Annotated in this window: 20 protein-coding genes; 3 read left to right on the plus strand and 17 right to left on the minus strand. The window is 33.3% G+C overall.

All coding sequences use genetic code 11. The annotated features are described in order from the left end of the window. Positions 1-2: 2 nt before the first annotated feature. From ACFFGA_RS08125 to ACFFGA_RS08200, 16 genes are all read right to left on the minus strand, one after another. Positions 3-1,577, minus strand: coding sequence for a sensor histidine kinase (locus ACFFGA_RS08125; RefSeq protein ID WP_386062274.1), 1,575 nt, complete (start codon positions 1,575-1,577; stop codon positions 3-5). Positions 1,578-1,647: 70 nt separating this feature from the next. Then, a complete protein-coding gene (coaE, locus tag ACFFGA_RS08130; RefSeq protein ID WP_386062277.1) occupies positions 1,648-2,235 on the minus strand; it encodes a dephospho-CoA kinase in 588 nt (195 codons plus the stop codon). Position 2,236: 1 nt separating this feature from the next. Then, positions 2,237-3,193 carry a CdaR family protein gene (locus ACFFGA_RS08135; RefSeq protein ID WP_386062279.1) on the minus strand — a complete coding sequence of 319 codons (957 nt, stop codon included), beginning with the start codon at positions 3,191-3,193 and terminating at the stop codon, positions 2,237-2,239. Positions 3,194-3,199: 6 nt separating this feature from the next. Beyond that, entirely contained in the window at positions 3,200-4,201 is a 1,002-nt protein-coding gene (locus ACFFGA_RS08140) for a glycosyltransferase family 2 protein (RefSeq protein WP_386062282.1), read from the minus strand. 42 nt (positions 4,202-4,243) lie between these two features. After that, the gene (locus ACFFGA_RS08145) at positions 4,244-5,956 is read right to left on the minus strand and encodes a T9SS type A sorting domain-containing protein (protein WP_386062285.1); all 1,713 of its coding nucleotides are present in this window, start codon (positions 5,954-5,956) and stop codon (positions 4,244-4,246) included. Between the two features lie 80 nt (positions 5,957-6,036). Continuing rightward, positions 6,037-8,526, minus strand: a complete 2,490-nt coding sequence (locus ACFFGA_RS08150; protein WP_386062288.1) for a T9SS type A sorting domain-containing protein — start codon at positions 8,524-8,526, stop codon at positions 6,037-6,039. A gap of 544 nt (positions 8,527-9,070) precedes the next feature. Then, complete coding sequence (locus ACFFGA_RS08155) at positions 9,071-11,116, minus strand: T9SS type A sorting domain-containing protein (RefSeq protein WP_386062291.1); 2,046 nt, start codon at positions 11,114-11,116, stop codon at positions 9,071-9,073. Positions 11,117-11,297: 181 nt separating this feature from the next. Further along, positions 11,298-13,019, minus strand: coding sequence for an FG-GAP-like repeat-containing protein (locus ACFFGA_RS08160; RefSeq protein WP_386062294.1), 1,722 nt, complete (start codon positions 13,017-13,019; stop codon positions 11,298-11,300). A gap of 79 nt (positions 13,020-13,098) precedes the next feature. Next, complete coding sequence (locus ACFFGA_RS08165) at positions 13,099-13,917, minus strand: enoyl-ACP reductase FabI (protein ID WP_386062297.1); 819 nt, start codon at positions 13,915-13,917, stop codon at positions 13,099-13,101. Between the two features lie 44 nt (positions 13,918-13,961). Then, positions 13,962-15,614 (minus strand): DNA repair protein RecN, encoded by a 1,653-nt coding sequence (recN, locus tag ACFFGA_RS08170; protein ID WP_386062300.1) that lies wholly within the window; start codon positions 15,612-15,614, stop codon positions 13,962-13,964. A gap of 125 nt (positions 15,615-15,739) precedes the next feature. Then, complete coding sequence (gene porD / locus ACFFGA_RS08175; protein WP_386062302.1) at positions 15,740-16,627, minus strand: type IX secretion system protein PorD; 888 nt, start codon at positions 16,625-16,627, stop codon at positions 15,740-15,742. After that, the gene (coaBC, locus tag ACFFGA_RS08180) at positions 16,620-17,831 is read right to left on the minus strand and encodes a bifunctional phosphopantothenoylcysteine decarboxylase/phosphopantothenate--cysteine ligase CoaBC (RefSeq protein WP_386062305.1); all 1,212 of its coding nucleotides are present in this window, start codon (positions 17,829-17,831) and stop codon (positions 16,620-16,622) included. Before coaBC ends, porD begins: the two co-directional genes overlap by 8 nt. 6 nt (positions 17,832-17,837) lie before the next feature. Beyond that, a complete protein-coding gene (locus tag ACFFGA_RS08185; protein WP_155087189.1) occupies positions 17,838-18,164 on the minus strand; it encodes a DNA-directed RNA polymerase subunit omega in 327 nt (108 codons plus the stop codon). 7 nt (positions 18,165-18,171) lie between these two features. Continuing rightward, the gene (locus tag ACFFGA_RS08190) at positions 18,172-18,969 is read right to left on the minus strand and encodes an outer membrane protein assembly factor BamD (RefSeq protein ID WP_386062308.1); all 798 of its coding nucleotides are present in this window, start codon (positions 18,967-18,969) and stop codon (positions 18,172-18,174) included. A 108-nt stretch (positions 18,970-19,077) separates the two neighbouring features. After that, complete coding sequence (dapA, locus tag ACFFGA_RS08195) at positions 19,078-19,962, minus strand: 4-hydroxy-tetrahydrodipicolinate synthase (protein ID WP_386062310.1); 885 nt, start codon at positions 19,960-19,962, stop codon at positions 19,078-19,080. Continuing rightward, on the minus strand, positions 19,962-20,480 hold the full coding sequence (locus tag ACFFGA_RS08200; RefSeq protein WP_386062313.1) for a DUF6913 domain-containing protein: 519 nt from the start codon (positions 20,478-20,480) through the stop codon (positions 19,962-19,964). Before ACFFGA_RS08200 ends, dapA begins: the two co-directional genes overlap by 1 nt. Positions 20,481-20,550: 70 nt before the next feature. Here ACFFGA_RS08200 and ACFFGA_RS08205 point away from each other — a divergent pair, with 70 nt between their 5' ends. The 3 genes from ACFFGA_RS08205 to ACFFGA_RS08215 are packed head-to-tail and all read left to right on the plus strand — an operon-like array spanning position 20,551 to position 22,681. Then, positions 20,551-21,312 carry a 5'-nucleotidase C-terminal domain-containing protein gene (locus ACFFGA_RS08205; protein WP_386062315.1) on the plus strand — a complete coding sequence of 254 codons (762 nt, stop codon included), beginning with the start codon at positions 20,551-20,553 and terminating at the stop codon, positions 21,310-21,312. A 3-nt stretch (positions 21,313-21,315) separates the two neighbouring features. Beyond that, positions 21,316-22,230, plus strand: coding sequence for a bifunctional metallophosphatase/5'-nucleotidase (locus ACFFGA_RS08210; protein WP_386062318.1), 915 nt, complete (start codon positions 21,316-21,318; stop codon positions 22,228-22,230). A 58-nt stretch (positions 22,231-22,288) separates the two neighbouring features. Next, positions 22,289-22,681, plus strand: a complete 393-nt coding sequence (locus ACFFGA_RS08215) for a DoxX family protein (RefSeq protein ID WP_386062320.1) — start codon at positions 22,289-22,291, stop codon at positions 22,679-22,681. On the opposite strand, the gene ACFFGA_RS08220 is transcribed toward ACFFGA_RS08215, so the two are convergent. Then, on the minus strand, positions 22,670-23,407 hold the full coding sequence (locus ACFFGA_RS08220; RefSeq protein ID WP_386062323.1) for a hypothetical protein: 738 nt from the start codon (positions 23,405-23,407) through the stop codon (positions 22,670-22,672). The genes ACFFGA_RS08215 and ACFFGA_RS08220 overlap by 12 nt on opposite strands. Between the last annotated feature and the right edge of the window lie 17 nt (positions 23,408-23,424).

Below are 23,424 nucleotides of genomic sequence, written 5' to 3' on the forward strand. Positions count from 1 at the left end.
TTTTATGATATTAACGGCAACTTTATAATAAAAGTACTGCCTTTTCCTTTTTCACTTTCTACTGATATATGACCTTGATGGTCGTCTACTATTCTTTTTACATAAGCTAAACCAAGCCCATGCCCTTTTACATTATGTACATTTCCTGTGTGTTCTCTATAAAATTTCTCGAACACACGTTTGGCAACTTGCTTTGACATTCCGTTACCTTGGTCAGCTATTTTTAATATAACATTGTTTCCAATATTTTCAGTGTACACATCAATTTTTGGTGCATTGTCTGAATATTTAATAGCATTGTCTAAAATATTTACAATCACATTTGTAAAATGTGTTTCGTTTGCTAAAACTGATGATTTATCAGCATTTAAATGTGTGTTTACATACCCTTTTCTATCCTCTACTATCAATTCTACGTGAGTAATAGCATCTTCAACTAAGTCGTGTAATTTAATACGCTCCTTACTAATGTTGAGTTCATTTTTTTCTAATTTAGAAATTCGCAATACATTTTCTACTTGAGCATGCATACGCTTATTCTCGTCTTTAATCATTCCTAAATAACGTTTAACCTTGTCTTGGTCGTTAATTATTTTAGGGTTTTTAATTGCATCTAGGGCTAAATTTATAGTCGCAATAGGTGTTTTAAACTCATGCGTCATATTATTAATAAAATCCGTTTTTATTTGCGAAATCTGACGCTGTCTTATCAATTGATAAATTGCACTAGAAAACGCTAAAATTATAACACCAGTAAATACTATTGATAATACTACCATCCATAATATCGAAGATAGAAGGTATTTTTTTCTATCAGGAAAATCGACATAAAGTGTATAATTACTCTCGTTATTATTATCTAAAAAAACTGGTATTCCTACCGTTGTTTCTGGACTTTTATTAAAATTTATAGTCTGTATTTTGGTTGCTAAATCATCATCGTATATAGCAAATTCAAAATTTAAATCTATGCCTTCATTATGTAATTTTTGCTTTAATAATTTTTTTACAAGTTTGTTGGCAACCCTCTTATGTATAGGCACATCCTTTAATAACGTTTTAAAAGAGGCTTCATAACTCTGCTTTTGAATCTCCGGCATTTTAGAAAACTCTACTAAACTTCTCTCAGGCTTTATACTTAAGAAATTTCCGTCTAACCTAGATCTGTTATAGTAGTCTGTAACTCGTTTATTAGTAAAACTACTAACATTTATACTGTCTGCATCAATTTCAAAGAACAATGAGGGCACTTTAAAACGCTCCTCCAAAATCGTATTTCTATGAACTATGGTTTCGTCATTAACATTATCTTCAGTGGTAATGTACAATTGCCTGATAATTGTTGAATCAGGCATTCTGTCTTCAGCAATGTAAGGTTGAATTAAACTGTAATACTTTTTAAGCTCAAATTCCTCAATATCCCTTGAGACAAAACTAAGAGCACGTGTAACACTTAACGTAAAATTCTTCTCCTCATTTTTTAAACTATTGTTTATAAAAAATGATTGCACAAAGATTATACCAATGAGTGATAGACTCATTAACACCACCAATAACACGAATAGCTTCTTGCCCATCAGTCAAATTTAACATTTTAACATTTAGTACAAATTAGGTTTAACCTTACCTTAACAAAAGGCGTAAATCCTATTTTAATTTTTGAAGTATTTTTTTATGAATTTCCTCTGCTTGTTGCATGGCTACTTTTAAGTCATTATTTACAATTACAAAGTCCGATTTTTTAATCTTTTCTTCGTCACTAAGCTGATTTGCAATTATAGATTCTATCTTTTGTTTTGAAGCATCGTCGCGCTTCATAACACGCTGTATTCTTAAATTTTCATCGGCAACAACAGTTATAATATAGTTGTATTGGCTTTCTAGATTGTTTTCAAAAATTATTGCAGCTTCTTTAATGACATAAGGAGCATCTTGTTTTTTTAGCCAACGTTTAAAATGTGATGCCACTTTAGGGTGTACAATGGCATTCATTTTAGTCAATAATTCTTTATCGTTAAAAATTTTTGATGCCAGGTATGGTCTGTTCAACCCTTTGTCGTTATAAGCAGATGCACCAAATAACTCAACAAGTTTTCTTTTAATGACCTTAGAGCGGTTCATAAGTGCTTTAGCCTCTTCATCAGCTATATAAACAGGAATTCCATAAGATGCAAAACACTTGCTAATTGTGGTTTTTCCACTACCTATTCCACCAGTAAGCCCAACTACTATCATATTATAGTTTTATAAAATCAATACGTTTTTGCTTCATACCTACCCGCTTTACAAACTCTGGTTGCGCTGCGATTTTAGGAACAAAATAGGATTGATTATTTTCAATCGCTTCGTAATCACATTCTACTCTAAAATCCGAAGTTTCTATTTTGTTATAATTATCTAAATCCACGTAATACGATACTGTAACTGTCTTAGGGAAATAGTTCAACACTATATTTGCTGGCTTATTTTTTATTGTTATTGGAACCTCAGTTTTTCCTTCCGTGAAACGTTTTACTTCTGCTTTTACATTTACATTATTAGGATACACTTCTATACCTTGTGGTACATTAATGCTTAAATTTTTGTCAATGTCTGTGTTAACCTCTTGTAAGCGCAATGTATTTGTTTCAACAGACTGTATTTCATTAACGATTTCTGAAGACCCAACAACTTTTACACTGTCAATGCTTAACGTGTAGTCGTTAAAAATATCATATCCTGACGCAAAATTAACATCTGTTTTTAAAACCACAGGAACGTATTTTAAAGCTCTTTTAGAATATGGCAAAAACAAAGTATCTGGCAATACTGACAGCACTTTGTACGACGAACCAAGTTGACCTTCAATAAGAAATCTATGTTTTTGTACATCAAAAATGTAATGCTTTGGTCTTGTTATAACATCTGTTTTGGCATCGAGAACTATAGTTTTTGATGTCTTAAAAATAAAAGGTACCAAAGCAAAACCTTTGGCTTCAATATAGACCTCAATATTATTTAAAGAATCATGATGAAGCATTATTTCATCTTCGGTATTTGCAATAGCGATATTTAGTTTTATGTTTTGCTTATAGTCGTTAGACAACTTTGAGAAAATTAAGAATACAAAAGCTATAACCATAAACAAACTAAAACGCTTAACGTTACGTCTCTTTAGATACTCTGTTATATTTAATTTTCGCTTAGAATTCATCTTTTATCAAAAAAATAAATTTGGAAACGCCTCCTTTGGCTGCTTCCTTAATACCAATAAACTGAATGTAGATTTTAAAAACCCATAACCATAACCAAAAAATTGCACCAGTATAGCTATAATAGATTGAAATGCCACAATAATACTTTTTGTAGAAAACAATGCTAAGATAAAAGCCAATGCAAAATAAAAACAGTACAAATAAAACGGCAATGTTATATTGAATGCCAACAGTATAACTGAACCTATTAATCCCACACAGAACAGTGTTGGAAACCAATACACCAAACTTTTAGAATTTGGATGCCATTGATTGAGAATAGGTCTTACCAAACCAAATTTATGCACCTGATTGTAGAATTTAGACCAAGAAATACGACGTTTATGATAGACGTAAGCCTTCTTTATCAATGTAGTTTTGTAACCTAGATTAAGTAATCTTAAAGACAAATCTGGATCTTCACCTGGATGGATTTTACCAAATCCTCCAGAATCCAAGAACGCTTTTTTAGATAAACCCATATTAAAACTTCTCGGCTGAAAATTCTCAACCTGCTTATCTCCTCCCCTTATACCACCAGTAGTTATAAATGATGTCATAGCAAAATTAATAGCCTTCTGTAAATTAGAAAATGAATGATGAGCAGCATCAGGACCGCCAAAACAATCGTAATAAGTGTTGCTTAAAAAGCTATTAACTTCAACCAAATAGTTAGGTGGTAATAAAACATCCGAATCTAATATGATAAAGTAATTACCTTTTGCTTTTTGCATTCCAAAGTTTCTTGAATCTCCAGGTCCGGAATTGGATTTGTAATAATATGAAATGTTTAATCGCTCTTTATAGCTATGGACTATAGCTTCTGAAGTTTGTGTGGAGCCATCTTCTACTATGACTATTTCAAAGTCAAGATTAGCTTGAAATTTTAAAAAACTTTCTAACAGTTCCTTAATCTCTTCAGGACGATTATACACAGGAATAATAAATGAAAATGCAATATCCTTCATATAAAGCAAAGGTAAGTAAACCAAACACAAATTATTACAACATTACTGCTTGATTATTTTAACAATTTCACTCGACGTTGCATCAGAAATGTTCACAAAATAAACTCCTTTTTCTAAAGATGAAACATCAACTTGTACTTCAGTTGTATTAGGATTACTACTTAAAATATTCTGCCCAAGTATGTTATAGATTGCGACATCTGAAATGGTTTTATTTCCATTGATATAAAGTATGTTTTTTACCGGATTAGGGTAGACTTTAAAAGCGTGCAATACAGCATCATCTACCGAAAGTGTAGTTCCTTCCACAATATGCAAATATTGATTGGCATTAATATCATAAATAATGTCTTCTATGCCGCTTAACCACTTTACCTTTATATAATCTATATTAGATGTTGCACCGAGTCCAAAAATCTCAGTAGCAGAATTCTGCGACAAATAGCCTTCTCCGCAAAGTGTATAACGGTATTGTTTATTTCCATTTGCAAATATTTCAATTAATGAACCTATTCCGTTTTTATTACTTTGAGTACCTTCTAGCTTAACTTTTAGCCAGTTGTTTGTTGGTGCTGTGTTATTCTTCCAAAGAAAAATATTATCATGGTTAATATTGTTTACAACAATTTCCGGGTAACCGTCATTATCAGTATCACCTATAGCATTAGAGTAGCTTATAGCCAAATCACCAGGTACTGCGGCATTATTTATACTAAATGTACCGTTATTATTATTTTTATAAAAGGCAGAAGATAAATATCCAGGAACTGACCCATAATGCTCACCGCTAACGTATAAGTCTAAATCACTATCATTATCGGCATCTAAAAAAACAGCGCCCCAACCCACACTATTAAATGTGGTATTTGTTATCTCTGCAATATCTGTAAACGTACCATCACCGTTATTTTTTAAGAACACATTACCGACAACATCATTGGTAACGTAAATATCCATCCAACCATCTGCATTAAAATCATCTATGGTTACAGACATAGCATCAATGGCTATACCAGTTCCAGATACATCGCTTACATCTGTAAACGTACCATCTCCATTATTTTTGTAAAGTATATTGGTGTTTTCAATTTTATCATTTGAAACATAGATGTCTTGATAACCATCATTATTAAAGTCAAAAAAAGCTGAGCAGAATGACAACATGCCTTCATTAATAATACCAGCTTCTGTATTTACTATAGTAAACGTAAGGTCTCCATTGTTTTTATATAATACGTTGGGTATGTTTGTGTGTCTATTACTAACAAATACATCTAAAAAGCCATCATTGTTATAATCTCCCCAAGATGCTCCATAACTTACCAATACTTCTGTTAACATACCAGAGGACGCGGTAATGTCTTCCATTATCATATTGCCGAGATTTTTATAGAGTTTATTGCCGCTGGTATCACTGGTAATAAACAAATCGTTATCACCATCATTATCAATATCTACCCAATTTACTTGTTTGTTACGCCAGTTATTATTTGCAATATTTAGGGTTTGCTCTACAAAATTGCCATTAATATTTTTAAAGAAACGTACAGGATCACCTTGAGCTGAAGCAATGGTAATATCATCCCAACCATCGTTGTCATAGTCAAAAAAAGTAATGCCACTGCCGTAAAGTGAATTTCCACAGATAGCTTCTATACCAATATTTGAGGCTTCATTTGAAAACGTAACCTGAGCCATCAAACCATTGCATATTAAAAACACATAAAACAATGTTATTTGATAACGTGCAATCATATAAAAAACATTAGATACATCAATATAATAAAAAAAGCCGCTATTACTAGCGGCTTTTAAAAATTTATAAGTTAACAAACCTACTGTTTAATAACTCTTACAGTTTTAGTAGTGTTAGCAATAGTCACTTGTACAAAATATGCACCATTAGACAATGCAGACATATCTACATCTGTATTAATTGCATTAGGAGTAGCTTTTAATACTACTTGACCAAGCATATTATACATAGTAACATCCTCAATAGTATTTTGAGCATTTAATGTTAATGTATTTTTAACTGGATTTGGATAGTAACTAAATCCTTCAAAAGTGTTATCATCAATACCTAAAGTAGTTGGTGACCACGCACAAACATTAAATGTTCCTTTTTCATTATCACCATACTCCCAAACTCTTACTAGAAGAACGTCTTCTGGAGAAATTCCATCTGCAGCCGTTAACTCAATAATAGAGAACGCACCAGTTCCTTCATCATCACTACAACCTACTTCTACTAAATTTCCAGATGTTCCACGATAAATTGTCATTACAGTATCTGTAATTTCACCTGTGGTACTTGTTTCTACTGTAATCTCTCCTGTAAAAGGTACTGTTACTTTATACCAAACATCACCTTGAGGAATACCTCCAGCAAAGGTGCAATCTGCAGTATTAACATTTTCTACAGAAGTAGTTGCATAAAGGTTATTTGCTAAAACTGGGCTTTCGCATACTGTATCACCTACTGGTAAATCAATAGCTCCTGCTGCTTCGTCATTAGCTGGTGGTGTCTCAGAATCACATAAGAAAGATAACTCATAATCACCTGTTTCGCCATCAAAGCCCTCTACTCTAATCAAATAGGTAGTTACACCATCAGATAACCATGATACTTCAGATTGTAAACCACAAAAATCATCGTTAGCAGTAACTTCCGTTCCATCACAAGCATCAAATACTGTGATAATCGTATCGAAACCAGAACCACAAAGGCTAGCAGTAACAGTATCATCAACAACTGAACCTACGTATGAGTACCATACATCTGCACTACCATTGCCATCTGAATCAGTTGCAGAATCTGAATTCCCTAAAACTGTTTCATTACATAATATAGCCTCTGCAGAAAGACAATCATCATTATCAGGTATTGAGGAAGATGCACAAGAAACATTTATCTCATAATTACCAGTTGCACCATTAAAGCCTTCTACGGCTATAAGGTATGTTGAAACACCATCAGAAGTAAATGTAACTTCAGACTGTAAGCCACATGAATCATCATTACCAGTAACTATAGCTCCATCGATACAAGCCGTATATACTGTCATAAAAGTATCAAAACTAGATCCACATAAACTAATAGTTACTTCATCACCAACTACATCACCTGTAAATGAATACCATACTTCAGGATATCCATTTAAATCATCATCAGTTGCTAAATCAGAATTTCCAGAATCGGTATTATCATCACAATCTAAAGCGATTGCAGTATCACAAGTATCATTAGAGGGTGGTGTTGTAGATGCACACGATACATCTAAAACTGCATTTCCTGTAGCCGTATTATACCCTTCTACTCTAATTAAATATGTAGTCGCTGCATCAGAAGTAAATGACACTTCAGATTGCAAACCACAAGAGTCATCATTAAATGCTACTTCAGTTCCTGCACAAGCATCATAAACAGTAAGTGTTGTATCAAAATCAGAACCACAAGTTGCTAAAGTAACTTCATCACCGGCAACTGTTCCTAAGAACGAAAACCAAGTATCTACTCTACCGTTTCCATCTGTATCTGTATCTCCGCCTGTATTAAAAGTTAGATTATCTAAACATGCAACAGGCATAGCATTAGCACAATCGTCATTTGCTGAAACACAAGTATCACTAAAAGTACCTATTGAGAAATCACATGCAGGGTCAGAATGAACAACAGTGAATGTTACTGAAGTACCTAGGCTATAAGGACCTGTATTCACATCCATATCTACAATAGGGTATGTAGTAGTACCATCACTAATACCTATAGAATCTCCTATGTCGATATAAGCAAAATCGACAAAAAATTGATCATTAGCACAATCATCAAAGACATCACCAGGTTCTACATTAGCTGTTGTACATGCAAGAGCAGGATAAAGTGTAACGACAATATTAGACCAGTCTGCCACTGACCCAGACCAAGATTGGTTGAGTACTATATCCATAGTACCATCTGTAGCAGGATCATAATCTGCAGTAAATGTACCATCAAAAGTCATCGTGGTAGGAGCTGCACTAGAATTACCACCAGTAGTTGCAGGGTCAATTAATACGGATCCTGCTGCCGTAATCATTGTTAAATCCGCTTCACTAGCGAATGGGTTTCCGCTGTTGGCCACCCAATCTACAGATACAGAAAATGTAGAATACATACCTGCTGGTACACCAGCTGTGTTAACAGCATCATTAATATTTAGCGTCACAGGTGAACCTTGGGCAACAACCACCGGTCCAGGTTCTGCGGGAAACGAGTATTGTGCGTTAGCGGTCATTAAACCACCAATAAATAAGCACAACACGAAATAAGTAATTTTCTTCATGTTTAATGTTTTAGTTAATGAATTGATTAATAGACTTGTAAATTATTCATAATAAAACCTTTATCAAGAAAAAAACTACAGCAACATATTAACAATTCGATAAACACCAAGAAAATGACGACAAGCAACCTACATTATCTAATAACTTAATACTTAATTGGTTAAATTTTTATGATTTTTTCAATTTTACTGTTAATTAGAAGATTTTTTTCAAACAAATACCACATAATATCATCGCAATTTATTGTAGTTTATCTATTAGAAATGTTCGTAAAAAACCTCTTTTTTTATCTGGTTAATTATTATGGATGTATTATTATAACTAAAAACATTCTTACTAAATCGCTAACTCATATACCTCTGGTGCTACTATCATATTAGGATTTACATAAACATACTACTTTATAAGCTCAATAAATCTAACATTGAAAATAAGTTAGCTATAGCTTCTCTATTGATTCCTTATGAAGACCATACTTATAATTAAGGAATAAAAAAGCCACCCAATGGGTGGCTTTTAAATGCAATTATTAAATTCTAAAGCTTACTGCTTAATAACTCTTATAGTTTTAGTAGTATTGGCAATAGTTACTTTAATAAAGTAAGTACCATTTTGTAAGCCAGACATATCTAAATCACTATCTACATTATTAGGTGTAGCTCTTAATACTTCTTGACCTAGCATATTATACATGGTAACATTCTCAATAGTGTTTTGAGCATTTAATGTTAATGTATTTTTAACTGGGTTAGGATAGAATGTAAAAGCCGAGCTGTTTTCGACATCATCAATACCGAGTGTAGCACTAAATGCAGACACTTGGAAATTAATTACAGCATTACCACCTAACTCCCAAACTCTAATATAAACAGTTTGGTCTGCTAAACCATCGGCTGGTTCGATAACAACTTGACTATAAAGTCCATTTCCACCATCATCATTACATTCAAAAAGAGCCAACGAGCCACATGTACCTGAGTATACTGCCATTCCGCCATCTCCTCCATTTCCTGTTGGGTCAGAATCAGTTTCAATAGTTAAGTTACCATCAGAAGGTACTGTAACAGCATACCAAACATCTCCTCCATTACCAGTGACGTCCGCAGGGTCATAAGTAGCACAACCTGGTAAAGGCATCTCACCAGAATCTGTAGCACCAGCATTTGTTTGTCCAGTAACAGGGTTATCTGTAAAAACCCCTCCAGGTGTTAACGCTATGGCATTTGCACAGTCATCATTTGCAGGAGGGCATACAGTTTGAGTTAAACTAGCAAAAGTTTCAGTACATTGCGCATCAGCATCGTCCGCTAAAGTTATAGAAACATCAGTACCGTTAACATAAGGCCCAAAAGTATACATACCTATTACCGTTACATTTTGATCAGCACTACCTTGGTCATCAGACAAGGTAATATCTGTAGCAGATCCTAAATCTGTTATATCAACAACAATATTAAATCCACCTGAGATATCGCAATCATCAACGACACTTGCAGTAGCCGTTGCAGGAGTACAAGAACTACATGATACATCAAAATTTAAAGATATACCAGAACCAGAACCAGCATCGCAACTCACAGAACCATCTGAAACTAATCTAACTAAAACAGAATCTCCAGTAGATATCGCCGAAATGCCTGTTGCATCATCCCCTGCATTAGTATCACTTTGAAATAATACCGGATCAGACGTTGTTAATCCATCGTAAATGATAATATCATCACAACAATCTTCAAAATAACCTTCAACAAAATCTACTCTTAAAGGAGATCCATCTGACGATGTAAAACTATATTGAATATCTGCGTCATCACCATAACAAAAAGTAGTATTTACAGGTGTACCTGCAGCACAATCCACAGCACTAAATATAGGACAGCCATCTTCAATAGTTCCTAAATCTTGATCACAAAGAGCGTCGCTACCATGCAATAAAGTAAAAGTAATAGGTGTTCCTATTGGGTATCCTGCGACTGAAAAAGGTCCAGTAGCAGCAATTGGAAAAGTGTTTGTTCCATCAAACAACGAAGGACTTCCATCACCCAAGTCAGTAATATCTACATCAACTTCAAAAGTACCAGCAGAACAATCTACTGCACCAAGAACAACTGTTCCAGCAGGTGGAGTACATGTTAATGCTGGAACAATTGTTACAACAATATTAGACCAATTTGCAGAACTCCCACTCCAAGATTGGTTAAGGACAATGTCCATAAATCCATCTGTTGTAGGATCGTAATCTGCTGTGAAAGTACCATCAAAAGTCATCGTGGTAGGATTCGCACTACCAGCAGAACCTGTTGTCGCTGGGTCAATTAAAACTGAACCTGCAGTAGTGGTCATTGTTAAATCCGCTTCACTGCTGAAAGGATTTCCTGCATCCTCTGCCCAATCTACAGAGACAGAAAATGTAGAATACATACCTGCAGGTACGCCAGCCGCATTAGCCGCATCATTAATATTTAGTGTTACTGGTGAGCCCGCTGCAACAACCACTGGACCTGCAACAGCAGGAAATGAGTATTGAGCATTAGCAGTCATTAAACCACCAATAAACATGCACAATACTAAATAAGTAATTTTCTTCATAAAAAATATGTTTTAAGTTAGTAATACTATAAAAATATGTTAATTATATACAAAATTAGCAACGAAAAGAGACAAACCGACAATCTGCAATTTTAATCGATAAAGTGAAACTTAAATGTTTTGGTGAAGAGCTGAAAGTTTTGGCTTAGACCAAGCAAATTAAGAGCTTTATTTAGTGTTTTTAAATTTTAAAAAATTTAAAAACTTCAAGTATCCCATCAATAAATTCCAACTTACCTATATATATACCCGAAGTAAGATTACTAACATTTATTTTGGTATCGCTACCAAGTATTTCTGTATCTAAAATAATTTTCCCTTGCAAATCGTATATTATCAACTTGCTAATGGTCTTGTCTGTTCCTATGTAAACAAAGTCGTTAACTGGATTTAACACCTTTAATTTACTATCATTTTCAAAATCGTTTGATGATAAAGTAATACCTTCTGTTATTGTAAATAATTGATTCGATGTTACATTATTAAATACATCTACTACTCCACTAGGCCAAGTTACTTTTACATTTTCTACAGTTGTATTATCTCCTACACCAAAAGTTTCTATTGACGAGTTTTGACTTAGATAACCTTCACCACACATTGTATAGCGGTATTGGGTAACTCCATTTGACAATACTTCGATTTTAGCACCAATACCATCTGCATTAGAAATAGTACCTATCAATTTTATCTTTAAATAATCATTACCTGTTATTGTTAAGTTTTTCCATAGAAATGGTGAAGAATCATTGTTAATTACAATAATATCTTCTAACCCATCATTATCTATATCTCCTATGGCGGACGCAAAACTTTCCCCAGTATTATCTAACCCTACAGTAGTAGAGTTCATAAAAGTTTCGTTTCCATTATTTTCGTAAAATGCATAAGATGGATAACCTTGACTTCCATCGTAGGAACAACTGACGTAAAGATCTAAATCCATATCATTTTCTGCATCAAAGAAACTAGCTCCCCAAGACCAACTATTAAGTTGTGCCCCACTACTTGCAGAAACATTAGTAAAAGTTTCATCGCCATTGTTCTTTAATAAAATAGTACTGCCTATCGTTGTTGCTTCGTTATTTGGAGTATTGGTCATAAAAATATCAAAGTAGCCGTCATTGTTATAATCATCTATGGTAACAGACATGGCATCTACAACTAAATCCGTACCTGAAGATGTGCTAACATCCATAAATGTCCCGTCACCATTATTTTTGTACAAAAAGTTTTGTTTTGTTTTATCATTAGCGATATATAGGTCTACCCAACCATCATTATTAAAATCAAAAAAACCTGAACAAAAAGTTAGTGCTGGTGAATTACTGAGCCCTACAGCATCTGTCACCTCGGAAAATGTGCCATCACAATTATTTAAATAAAAATAATTTGTAATAACTTGAAGCGTATAATTAGATATATAAACATCTAAACAGCCATCATTATTTACATCTCCCCAAGAAACTCCATAAGTGAACATATTATCTGTAACAAACCCAGCTGAACTCGTTATATCCACTAAAGAATTATCATCTTGTCGTTCAAATAATTTATTGCCATTGGTTTGGCTAGCCACAAATAAATCCTTATCACCATCATTGTCAAAATCCACCCATGTTATGGATTTATTTTGAAAATTTAAATCAATTGGCAAAAGGTCTTGTTGAACAAAAAAACCATCAAAATTTTTATAAAATTGAATAGATTCTCCTGGTCCAGTACCCAAAGATATATCATCTAATCCATCTCCATCAAAATCAGCAAAACTGATACCACCACCCATGCTTACAATTCCAGTATCTTCATTAATACCTCTAATGGAAGCTTGATTTTGAAAAGCTATCTGAGCATTTATCTGCAACATAAAGCTTAACAACGTTATAGAAAAGACTAATTTCATGACTAATATTTTTAAGCAATATAAAAAAAAGCCATTACACTAATTGTATAATGGCTGTAAAGTGTATGTTTTATGCAGTTTACTGACTATCCACAAAAGCTTCCATAACAGCATCACTAACTCCCATATTGCTAAAACCACCATCGTTATAGAGGTTTTGCAAAGTTACGCGCTTAGTTAAATCACTGAATAAGGTTACGGTATAGTTGGCGCAATCCATTGCTGTGGCATTACCTAATGGTGACATTTTTTCGGCATAAGCAATAAAGCCATCAAAACCTTTTACTCCACTACCAGCAGTCGTTGGTGTTGGTGATTGTGAAATGGTATTTACCCTTACGTTTTTATCTCTTCCAAAGAAATAGCCAAAACTGCGCGCTATACTTTCTAAATAGGCTTTGTTATCTGCCATATCGTTGTAGTCTGGGAATACACGTTGTGCAGCCATATAAGTTAAGGCTACAATACTTCCCCATTCATTCATGGCATCAGCTTTATATAAGGTTTGCATAACTTTATGGAAAGACATTGCAGAAACATCAGTTCCTTTTTGGGTCCAATCGTATTTTTGGTCAGTGTAAGCTCTTCCTTTTCTAACATTTATAGACATACCTATGGAGTGCAGTACAAAATCTAATTTTCCTCCTAATATTTCCATAGATTGCTCTATAAGATTTTGTAAATCTTCTTCAGATGTTGCATCTGCAGGAATAATCTGTGATCCTGTTTTCTCTGCTAAAGCGTTAATTTGTCCCATACGCATTGCTACAGGTGCATTGGTTAATACAAATGTTCCACCTTCTTCGTGTACACGTTCTGCAGTTTTCCATGCGATTGAATTTTCGTCTAATGCTCCAAAAATGATTCCTTTTTTTCCTTTAAGTAAGTTATATGCCATAGTTGTTATGTTGTTTGTTAGTTATTTAATATGTAAATATAATATTAATTGAGTAATTGTTTTGCATGTGCCATTGCCGATTCAGTTACATTGAGTCCTCCAAGCATTTGGGCAATTTCCACAATACGATCAGCTTCATTTAATTTTTTCAATTGTGTGTGCGTTTCATCTTCACTATCGGTTTTATAAACCTTAAAATGTGTGTTCCCTTTTGCTGCAATTTGTGGCAAATGAGTTATTGTAAATACTTGCATCTTAGCACTCATCTGTTTCATGATGCTTCCCATTTTATTGGATATTTCTCCAGAAACACCTGTATCAATTTCATCGAACATAATAGATGGTAATTGAATATACTCTGCCAAAACAGATTTTATTGCTAGCATGATACGAGATAATTCTCCTCCTGATGCCGCTTTTTTTAATTCACTAAAGTTAGAACCTTTATTTGCCGTAAACAAAAACTGCAAGCTATCCTTTCCGTTTGCCGTATATTGTTCTTTATGCTCTAGTTCTATTTTAAATTTGGCATTTGGCATGCCTAAATCTGCCAATATTGCTTCTAATTTTGAAATTAAAATAGGAATTACCTTTTTTCTTCTATTGTGTATTTCTAAAGCTTCTTTATTAAGATTTTTAAGCAGGCTTTCAATCTCTTGTTCTTTTTTAGCAATAGCATCATCTAAACCTTCGGTATTAGAAATTTTAGCTTCTAACTGGTTCTTAATATCAATAAGTTCTGCTACATCTGATACAGCATGCTTTTGAAACAGATTGTTAAGTATTTGAAGCTTAGCATTAACACGCTCTAACTCTTGTGGATCTGCGGATAAGTTTTCCTGTAAATTATCTACTTCGGTTAAAATATCATCGAGCTCTATTCCTACACTAACAATACGTTGAGATAAAGCTTCATAGGCTTGTCCAAACCCAATAATTTTAGACAATTCTTGTTTAGCACTATGTAATTGGTCGATAGCGCCTAAATCTTCTGTACTTAAAATTGCTTTGGTATTATTGAGTTTCTCTCCTATGACCTCAACATTGTTGAGTTCTTCATATTTTGATTCTAAATCTTCAAGATTTACATGCTCTAGATTAATTTCATTGAGCTCTTTGGTTAAGAATAGATTATAATCATACTCCTTAATCATTTCAGCTTTAGAAGATTTCAATGCTTCCAATGCTTTTTGAAGTGATTTGAATTCCTGTAACTGTATTTTATATAAATCTATAGTTGAAGCATTGTCGGCTAAGGCATCTATAACCTTAAACTGATAATCATCTTGAGTTAATTGCTGCGTTTGGTGCTGCGAGTGTATGTCTATAAGGTAATTGCTTAAAGTAGATAAACTATCTAGTGTAGCTGGAGTATCATTAATAAATGCTCTGGATTTTCCTGAAGGCAAAATTTCTCGTCTTATAATGGTTTGCACATCATAATCTAAATCCAATGATTTAAAAAGTGATTTTAAATTATAGTTAGCCACATCAAAAACAGCTTCGATGATACATTTTTCATCTGTGTTTTTAATTTGACTTAAATCAGCACGCTTACCTAAAACTAAAGACAAACCTCCCAATAGAATAGACTTACCAGCACCAGTTTCACCAGTGATGATCGTCAACCCATTGTTAAACTTAACATTTAACTCATCAATGAGAGCGTAATTTTTTATGTATAACGAGGTGAGCAAAAATTTGTAATTTGTTATTACAAAAGTAAAGATTTACAACTTCAAATTAATAGTTTGAACTTGAAATATTCAACTTAAACACACTTTGGTTCTGCAAAGCATGACAGCAGAATAATTTTGAAAATTTAGAACTTAATATTCCTCCATTTTTGGGAATGCATAGGAGCAATTCTGTTTAAGATATCAACAGCATCTGTAATATTAACGCTTGGACCACCAGAAAGTATATCCATTAGCTCATCTGATTTAGCATCGAAAAAAACACGTAACAGGTAAGAGTTTGGTCGTCTTCTATGTATCTTATCTAATTCTGTTAAGGTTGAAATAATCAATGCCTTACCTCCTTTAACATCTTCAGCCATTTTGTCTAAACCTTCAATATGGTAACTGTACATGGTTGACCTAATTTCTTTAAATGTAGGCGAAACCAAATTATCGATTAAGGCAAAACGTGATTGTAAGCCATCTTCTAATTTCCATCCTTGCCCATTAAGTTGTTGTGAATAATTAGCTATGGTTTGCGCTTGTTCAAAATAATCAGATCCTCCATTGAGCGCAAAAGTATCTGCATCCATACCTAAAATCATAAACACATGAAAAGATAATACGGACACTAAATTAGATTCAAACTGAACTGGATTATATACTAAATTCTGAAATTCTAAGTACTGAAAGTTAAATTCCTTATCATTATAGTTGTACACTGGTGAACTGTAACTAGAATTATATATTGGACGAGAAGACGATACTTGCAATGAAGCCTTAAATCTGTCATTCTCATACTCCCTAATATTAATTACCATATTACAATTAATGCGTTCTTGAGGAGCAAAGGACTTTTCTGTCCATTGGGTATTATTAATAAATTCGTTTAGTTGCTTTTCCAAAGTTTTAAAAACAACATTGTTATCATTACCTGTTTGTTGTGCAATGACCGCAACTGTACAATTCAACTCTTGTGAAAAGCCAATGGCCGAAACTGCTAATACTAATAATACTAATATCTTACGCATGTAACTGTTTTAATATCTGTTGCATTAAATCTGTAGCAACTTCTGCCTTAGATTTAAGTTTATGTTCTATGATATCGTTAGACGACGTTATAAATGTAACTTTATTTGTTGACACGCCAAAACCAGCACCTTTGTCTTGCAAAGAATTAAGAACTATCAAATCTAAATTCTTAGATTTTAGTTTGCCTTTGGCGTGTTCTAGTTCGTTATTGGTCTCTAACGCAAAACCAACTAAAAATTGCTTAGCTTTAATCTCTCCTAAGGATTTTAGAATGTCTTTTGTTTTTTCTAACTCAATACTAAACGTCGTATCCTTCTTTTTTATTTTCTTGTCTGCTACAGTTTTTGGTTTATAATCAGCTACTGCTGCAGATAGTATGGCTATGTCTGAGGCTTTAAAATGCTTATGAACCTCATTATACATTTCTTCTGCACTAACTACTGGTTTTATCTGCACTAAGTTATGCACTATTTTCTGATGTGTTGGTCCTGTAACCAAAGTTACATGAGCACCAAGATTGGCTGCTGCATTGGCGATTTCAAACCCCATTTTTCCACTTGAGTGATTTCCTATAAAACGTACAGGATCTAATGCTTCATAAGTTGGACCAGCAGTAATCAAAACCTGCCGCCCATTTAATGGCAATTGATTTAAAACATCCTTTTCAATAAAATCCACGATATCTTCTGGCTCTGCCATGCGACCTTCACCAACTAGACCACTTGCAAGTTCACCTGTTCCCGCAGGAATCATCTTGTTACCATAAGATGTTAACTTTTCAAACGAGGTTTTTGTAGATTGATGCTTGTACATATCCAAATCCATAGCTGGAGCAAAATACACAGGACATTTTGCAGAAAGATATGTAGCCAATAAAATGTTATCACAAACACCATTAGCCATTTTTGCCATAGTATTTGCTGTTGCAGGCGCAATAACAAAATAGTCTGCCCACAAGCCTAAGTCAACATGATTGTTCCAAACTTGGTTATCATCTTCTTCGTCTACAAAAGAAGAATATACAGGGTTTTTAGATAATGTGGAAAGTGTAAGTGGAGTTATAAAATCCTTAGAAGCAGGTGTCATAACGACTTTAACGTTAGCACCTGCTTTAATGAATAATCTGACTAAATTGGCAGACTTATATGCGGCAATACCAGCAGTAATGCCCAATAAAATGTTTTTGTCCTTTAGAATAGACATGAAAATTTATTCCTGAGTATCCTCAGTATTTCTGTGATAGATCTTATCATCTAACCACTCTTTAACTGCTAAAGCATGTGGTTTTGGTAATTTTTCGTAAAACTTAGAAACTTCAATTTGTTCTTTGTTTTCAAAAATCTCTTCAAGACTGTCGTTGTAGGTTGCAAACTCTTCAAGCTTGTCAATTAACTCACGTCTTATGTCTGTGTTTATTTGTTCTGCACGTTTTGCTATTACAGAAATAGCTTCGTAAATGTTATCTGTTGGAGCATCAACTTCATTTCTGTTATAAGTAACAGTTGTTACAGGTGCATCTGTTTTTTTTAAATCCATCATTAGATTAACTTTTAGTAAATGTATTTAATTCTTTTTGTAATTCTTCACTCATTATAGTTGCATCATCCAAAAACTCAGAATTTGGATACGCTTTTTTTAACGAATTATAATAGCCTATAGCATCTTTAAGACGTTGTTCTTTTAAGTAGTCAACACTCAGCATCGCTAAATTATATGCTGAATCAAATCTGTAGTACATTGCTTCATCTCTAAGTGTCGTACCCGGAAATTCCAACAAAAAGTTACTGAACGATTTAACGGATGCTTTATAATCTCTAATTAAATTGTATTGCTTGGCAATTTCAAAAGCTTTCTTTTCTAGCTTATAATCCAATTCCTTTACTAGTGTATTAGCCTCAGAAAGGTATTGTGAATTTGGATAAGCATTAACAAATAATTGCAATTTCTCAATAGCTTCTACAGTTTCCTTCTGCTCTTTTGTATAAATCGGAGAGTTGAAATAATAGCCTTTTGCAGCTAAAAAAGATGCTTCTTCTGCTTTTTCACTTTGTGGATACACATCTGTGAATTTATCAAAATGAAAGCTAGAAATATAGTAATCTCCCATTTTATACGAACACATGGCATGCATGAAGGTTAGTTTCTCTGCTTGAGGTTTTCCTCTATACTGTTGAAGTATTTGATCGAAAAGTCTCTTAGCTTTGTTATATTTACCAGCTTCAAACAATTCTGTACCCATATTGAATTTCGCTCCAACATCATCAGATTTTAATGTTTTTTGAAAATCGCTACACGAAATCAATAAAACAGCAGTAAATAGTATGTAAAGTCCTCGCTTCATAAATTTTAAACAAGATGCAAAAGTACGCATTTTTAACGGATTTTGAAAACAAAAATTATATGCTAAAATAAACCTTGTTTTTAGTGTTGAATATAGTTTAGTTTAAATTTAACTTTTACCCAGAACAGTTAAAGCATTTTTGATGTTTTCTTTAAGCTTATCCGTTGCTTCAACTAAAGGCAATCGCACGTGGGATTTGGAAATATCCAAAGCCTCTAAAACTGCTTTTATACCTGCTGGATTGTTTTCAGAAAAAATCAATCCGGTTATTGGCATTAACTTAAAATGTAAATCATAAGCTTCTTTTGCTTTACCTGCAATACCTAATCTAATCATTTCAGAAAACTCTTTTGGTAATGCCTGACCTATTACCGAAATTACACCTGAGCCACCTGCTAATGCAACTCCTAAAGCTAAGTCATCATCACCAGATAGTACCAGAAAATCCTTTGGCTTTGTTCTCAATAATTCTAAATATTGATGCACATTGTTACCAGCTTCCTTTACTGCTATAATGTTTTTAAAATCTTTAGCTAGTCTTAAGGTTGTTTCAGGCAACATGTTAGATGATGTTCTACCTGGTACATTATATAATATAATTGGTATTGGAGAAGCTTCTGAAACTGCTTTGAAATGCTGATAAATGCCTTCTTGTGTTGGCTTACTATAATATGGTGATACTGACAAAATAGCATCAATACCAGAGAAGTCTGTTGTTTTTATTTCATTAACTACAGCAGCTGTATTGTTCCCTCCGATGCCTAAAACCAAAGGCAATCTACCATTATTGACCTTAGCTATGAATTTCACCAATTCCTTCTTCTCCTCTGCCGTAACAGTTACGCTTTCGCCAGTTGTACCGCTTATTACTAAATATTCGATGCCGTTTTCAATATTGTATTCCACTAATTTCTGAAGCGCATCAAAATCAATCTTCAAATCTGCCGTAAATGGTGTTATTAGTGCAACTCCTGTGCCTATAAATTTGGTCATTATAATTTATTTAGAATGTTTAAATATTTTTTTAATTCAGTTTTAAATGTTTTAATTTCTTTTGGCTTTACATCTATTATAAGATCATATAAACGTTCATCATCTCTACAAAGACCTACTTTAAAATTTGCTTTGGATGCAGCTGTAATTAAATTTAGAAATAAGTTTTGCTTCTTATAATAACTTACCAAAACGTCATAATCCTCATCAATAAAAGCCTGCAAGTCAATGTTGTTGATTTTACCTTTCCAGCCAAAGTCCTTTGGACTAAAATAAGTTTCCCATTGGCTAGACTCATATTTATCATCACTGGTAAAAGCAATAATTTTATGCTTTGGAGATGTTAACTCTAACTGCCTAAAATACTGCCTAAACATCTCAAAATCATCATATTCTTCAGCATTTAACAAAACAGCAACCGTCTTAACCTTATTGTTATTAACTGCTACCTTAGGAGCGTCTAACAATTTGTTAACGTATTTTCGATTCGATTTTTCTTTAAAAGCCTTTAAAAACATTTATCTTTAACCTGTGTGCAAATTTAACAAAAGCACCAACAATATTTGTTAACTAAACAGAAGTTATTCAATGACTATTAAACATATTTTTAAATTCTGCATTTTACTTTTATTTTTTTCGTGTAATAACGATTCGCATATCTCAAAAATAGAAGGAAAACGTGTTGAGATTAATGAAGCTATTGCTTCAGATTCTACTATAGAAAATTTCATTGCTCCGTATAGAGAAAATGTCAACAAAAATCTGGATAGTGTTATTTCTTACGCGCCTGAAACCTATTCTAAATCTGACGGCGAACTCAACACAGCTATTGGCAACTTAATGGCAGATGCTGTTTTTGCAGAAAGCAATCCCATCTTCAACAAAAGAACTGGCGAAACTATTGATTTTGTGCTTTTAAATCATGGAGGCATTAGATCTATAATTTCTAAAGGAAATGTAACAACCAGAACAGCTTTTGAGGTTATGCCTTTTGAAAATTCAGTTGTTGTTGTAGCGTTAAAAGGTGAGCAAATTTTTCAAATGATGGACTACCTCTCTAAAGCCAAACGTGCACACCCAGTTTCAAGTCAATTACAATTAACTTTAAACTCAAATTCTGAAGTTGAATCTGCTACCATAAACGGAAAACCTATACATAAAACTGCCACATATTATGTAGCAACAAACGACTACCTTTATAACGGTGGAGATCGCATGACCTTTTTTCAACCAAATGATAGTTTGTATGTGCTAGATTATAAGGTGCGTAACGTTCTCATAGATTATTTTAAAAAGAAAGACACCATTAATCCTATACGTGATAATCGTTTTATTATGCTTAACAATTAAACTATGAAGAGAAGACAATTTATACAGCAATCTACAGCAGCAACAGCGTTATTGGGTTTAGGTGGTATAGGATTACAATCTTTTGATGCCTCTAAAGCCAAAAAAATAACGATTCTACACACCAACGATGTGCATAGCCATATTGAACCTTTTGGACCTGAAGATGGCAGAAATGCTAATAAAGGTGGTGTGGCCAGACGTGCTACATTGGTGGAGTCCATTAGAAAAGAAAATCCCAATACACTTTTATTAGATGCTGGTGATATTTTTCAAGGGACACCATATTTTAATTATTATGGTGGTGAATTAGAATTTAAACTCATGAGCATGCTAAACTATGATTTAGCAACCATTGGTAATCATGATTTTGACAATGGTATTGATGGTCTTTTTGCGCAATTACCACATGCTAAATTTGAATTTGTATCTGCCAACTACGACTTTTCAAATACCGTAATGGATACGCATGTAAAACCCTATAAGATTTTTGTTAAAGACGGCATTAAGATAGGTGTGTTTGGCTTAGGTGTTCAACTTGATGGGCTTGTTGATAAAAACATGTATAAGGAAACTGTTTACCATGACCCAATTGAAATAGCTCAGGATATGTCTCGTATCCTCAAAGAAGAAAAGGCTTGTGATTTGGTTATATGCCTTTCTCATATTGGTTATCATTATAGTAATGTTCCAGATAGAGTTTGCGATTTATCTTTAGCTAAAGCTACAAAAGATATTGATCTCATTATCGGTGGACATACACATACGTTTTTACCAAAACCAACTATAGAAAAGAACAGTATAGGTAATAATGTACTTATTAATCAGGTTGGTGCTTATGGTTTATATCTTGGAAGAATCGACTTTTATTTTGAACCTGGAAAAGCGACGAAAGCCAACGGAGCTTCAATAATAGTATAAAATTTTTGTAAGCATCTAAAATTGAAGCGTCTAAGATTTCAGTACAACTATTGAAATCATGACATCTAGAAAAGCTATTTTAGTACTAAGAATAATTGTAGCACTTATTCTTATTCAAACACTACGTTTTAAATTTACTGCTGATGACGTTAGTGTTTATATTTTTGAAACTATTGGTTTAGAACCTTATGGCAGAATAGGAATTGGCATTTTAGAACTCATTGCAGGTATTCTACTCTTAATCCCAAAAACCATTTGGATTGGAGCAACTTTAACGCTTATTATAATTGGAGGAGCCATACTAATGCATTTAACAAAATTGGGTATTGAAGTAAAAGGTGATAATGGTGTATTGTTTTGCACTGCAATTGTAACTTTTATTCTCAGTGCTATTATATTATACACTCAGCGTAAAACCATACCTGTTATTGGCAATAAGTTAAGCTTCTAATTGTTCGTCGTAATAAGTCGGTTCTGGACCTGTGAATTGTAATTGAGACTGAATGTAGAAAAATATAAAAGCTACAACCAAGAAAAAAGAATAAATAAACCCTAAGTTTTTATCTTCTAAAATATAGTAATAGGCTAGTTGTATAATTTCGGAAAACACAATACAAATAGAGCCAATTAAAAACAGAATAGACTTATTATCATTTCTATACATATAATTTATCAATGCTACAGAAAGCAGCACCATAATAACAGCATTATAAACAAACTCAAGACTATACTCATACACTGAAAGCGCTCTTTGAGCAGTATCCGTAACCAATGTCACACAAAAAACATCTAATACAATAAGCACTACTATAGGAATTGCCAATTCTTTAAAAACAGCTTTAAATTTTAATTCGGTAACAATTCTAGTAATCAAAAACAAATAAGATATAATGTAAAGGATATTTGCACCGTAATAATAATAATCAACCTTTATTTCATCAACTTCTGGAGCGTAATAAGCCGCATAACTTAGTAATTGTGCAACCATAAAGGTAACTAAAAACCAAAAGAAAAATTTGGTCTTGTTTTTTGTCCAAATACAATACAGTATTGCGAGCAATACTAAAGATATAGCTCCTACGGCAGATCCTTCAACTTCAAAAGCAAAACCTTGAAGCAACACGAACACTCCACCTAAAAGCAATAATACTACTTTTACTAGTCTATTTATAAACATTATTAATTAATCCCTTA

This window comes from Winogradskyella pulchriflava, from assembly GCF_042434315.1.
Classification (GTDB): Bacteria; Bacteroidota; Bacteroidia; order Flavobacteriales; family Flavobacteriaceae; genus Winogradskyella; species Winogradskyella pulchriflava.

Bases quoted from the DNA above. Each gene is read 5' to 3' on its own strand.
- ACFFGA_RS08200 (WP_386062313.1), bottom strand. From the start codon at position 20,480: ATGTTTTTAAAGGCTTTTAAAGAAAAATCGAATCGAAAATACGTTAAC.
- ACFFGA_RS08150 (WP_386062288.1), bottom strand. From the start codon at position 8,526: ATGAAGAAAATTACTTATTTCGTGTTGTGCTTATTTATTGGTGGTTTA.
- ACFFGA_RS08205 (WP_386062315.1), top strand. From the start codon at position 20,551: ATGACTATTAAACATATTTTTAAATTCTGCATTTTACTTTTATTTTTT.
- ACFFGA_RS08210 (WP_386062318.1), top strand. From the start codon at position 21,316: ATGAAGAGAAGACAATTTATACAGCAATCTACAGCAGCAACAGCGTTA.
- ACFFGA_RS08140 (WP_386062282.1), bottom strand. From the start codon at position 4,201: ATGAAGGATATTGCATTTTCATTTATTATTCCTGTGTATAATCGTCCT.
- ACFFGA_RS08165 (WP_386062297.1), bottom strand. From the start codon at position 13,917: ATGGCATATAACTTACTTAAAGGAAAAAAAGGAATCATTTTTGGAGCA.
- dapA (WP_386062310.1), bottom strand. From the start codon at position 19,962: ATGACCAAATTTATAGGCACAGGAGTTGCACTAATAACACCATTTACG.
- porD (WP_386062302.1), bottom strand. From the start codon at position 16,627: ATGCGTAAGATATTAGTATTATTAGTATTAGCAGTTTCGGCCATTGGC.
- ACFFGA_RS08215 (WP_386062320.1), top strand. From the start codon at position 22,289: ATGACATCTAGAAAAGCTATTTTAGTACTAAGAATAATTGTAGCACTT.
- coaE (WP_386062277.1), bottom strand. From the start codon at position 2,235: ATGATAGTAGTTGGGCTTACTGGTGGAATAGGTAGTGGAAAAACCACA.
- ACFFGA_RS08160 (WP_386062294.1), bottom strand. From the start codon at position 13,019: ATGAAATTAGTCTTTTCTATAACGTTGTTAAGCTTTATGTTGCAGATA.
- ACFFGA_RS08135 (WP_386062279.1), bottom strand. From the start codon at position 3,193: ATGAATTCTAAGCGAAAATTAAATATAACAGAGTATCTAAAGAGACGT.
- ACFFGA_RS08185 (WP_155087189.1), bottom strand. From the start codon at position 18,164: ATGGATTTAAAAAAAACAGATGCACCTGTAACAACTGTTACTTATAAC.
- ACFFGA_RS08155 (WP_386062291.1), bottom strand. From the start codon at position 11,116: ATGAAGAAAATTACTTATTTAGTATTGTGCATGTTTATTGGTGGTTTA.
- ACFFGA_RS08190 (WP_386062308.1), bottom strand. From the start codon at position 18,969: ATGAAGCGAGGACTTTACATACTATTTACTGCTGTTTTATTGATTTCG.
- ACFFGA_RS08125 (WP_386062274.1), bottom strand. From the start codon at position 1,577: ATGGGCAAGAAGCTATTCGTGTTATTGGTGGTGTTAATGAGTCTATCA.
- ACFFGA_RS08145 (WP_386062285.1), bottom strand. From the start codon at position 5,956: ATGATTGCACGTTATCAAATAACATTGTTTTATGTGTTTTTAATATGC.
- ACFFGA_RS08220 (WP_386062323.1), bottom strand. From the start codon at position 23,407: ATGTTTATAAATAGACTAGTAAAAGTAGTATTATTGCTTTTAGGTGGA.
- coaBC (WP_386062305.1), bottom strand. From the start codon at position 17,831: ATGTCTATTCTAAAGGACAAAAACATTTTATTGGGCATTACTGCTGGT.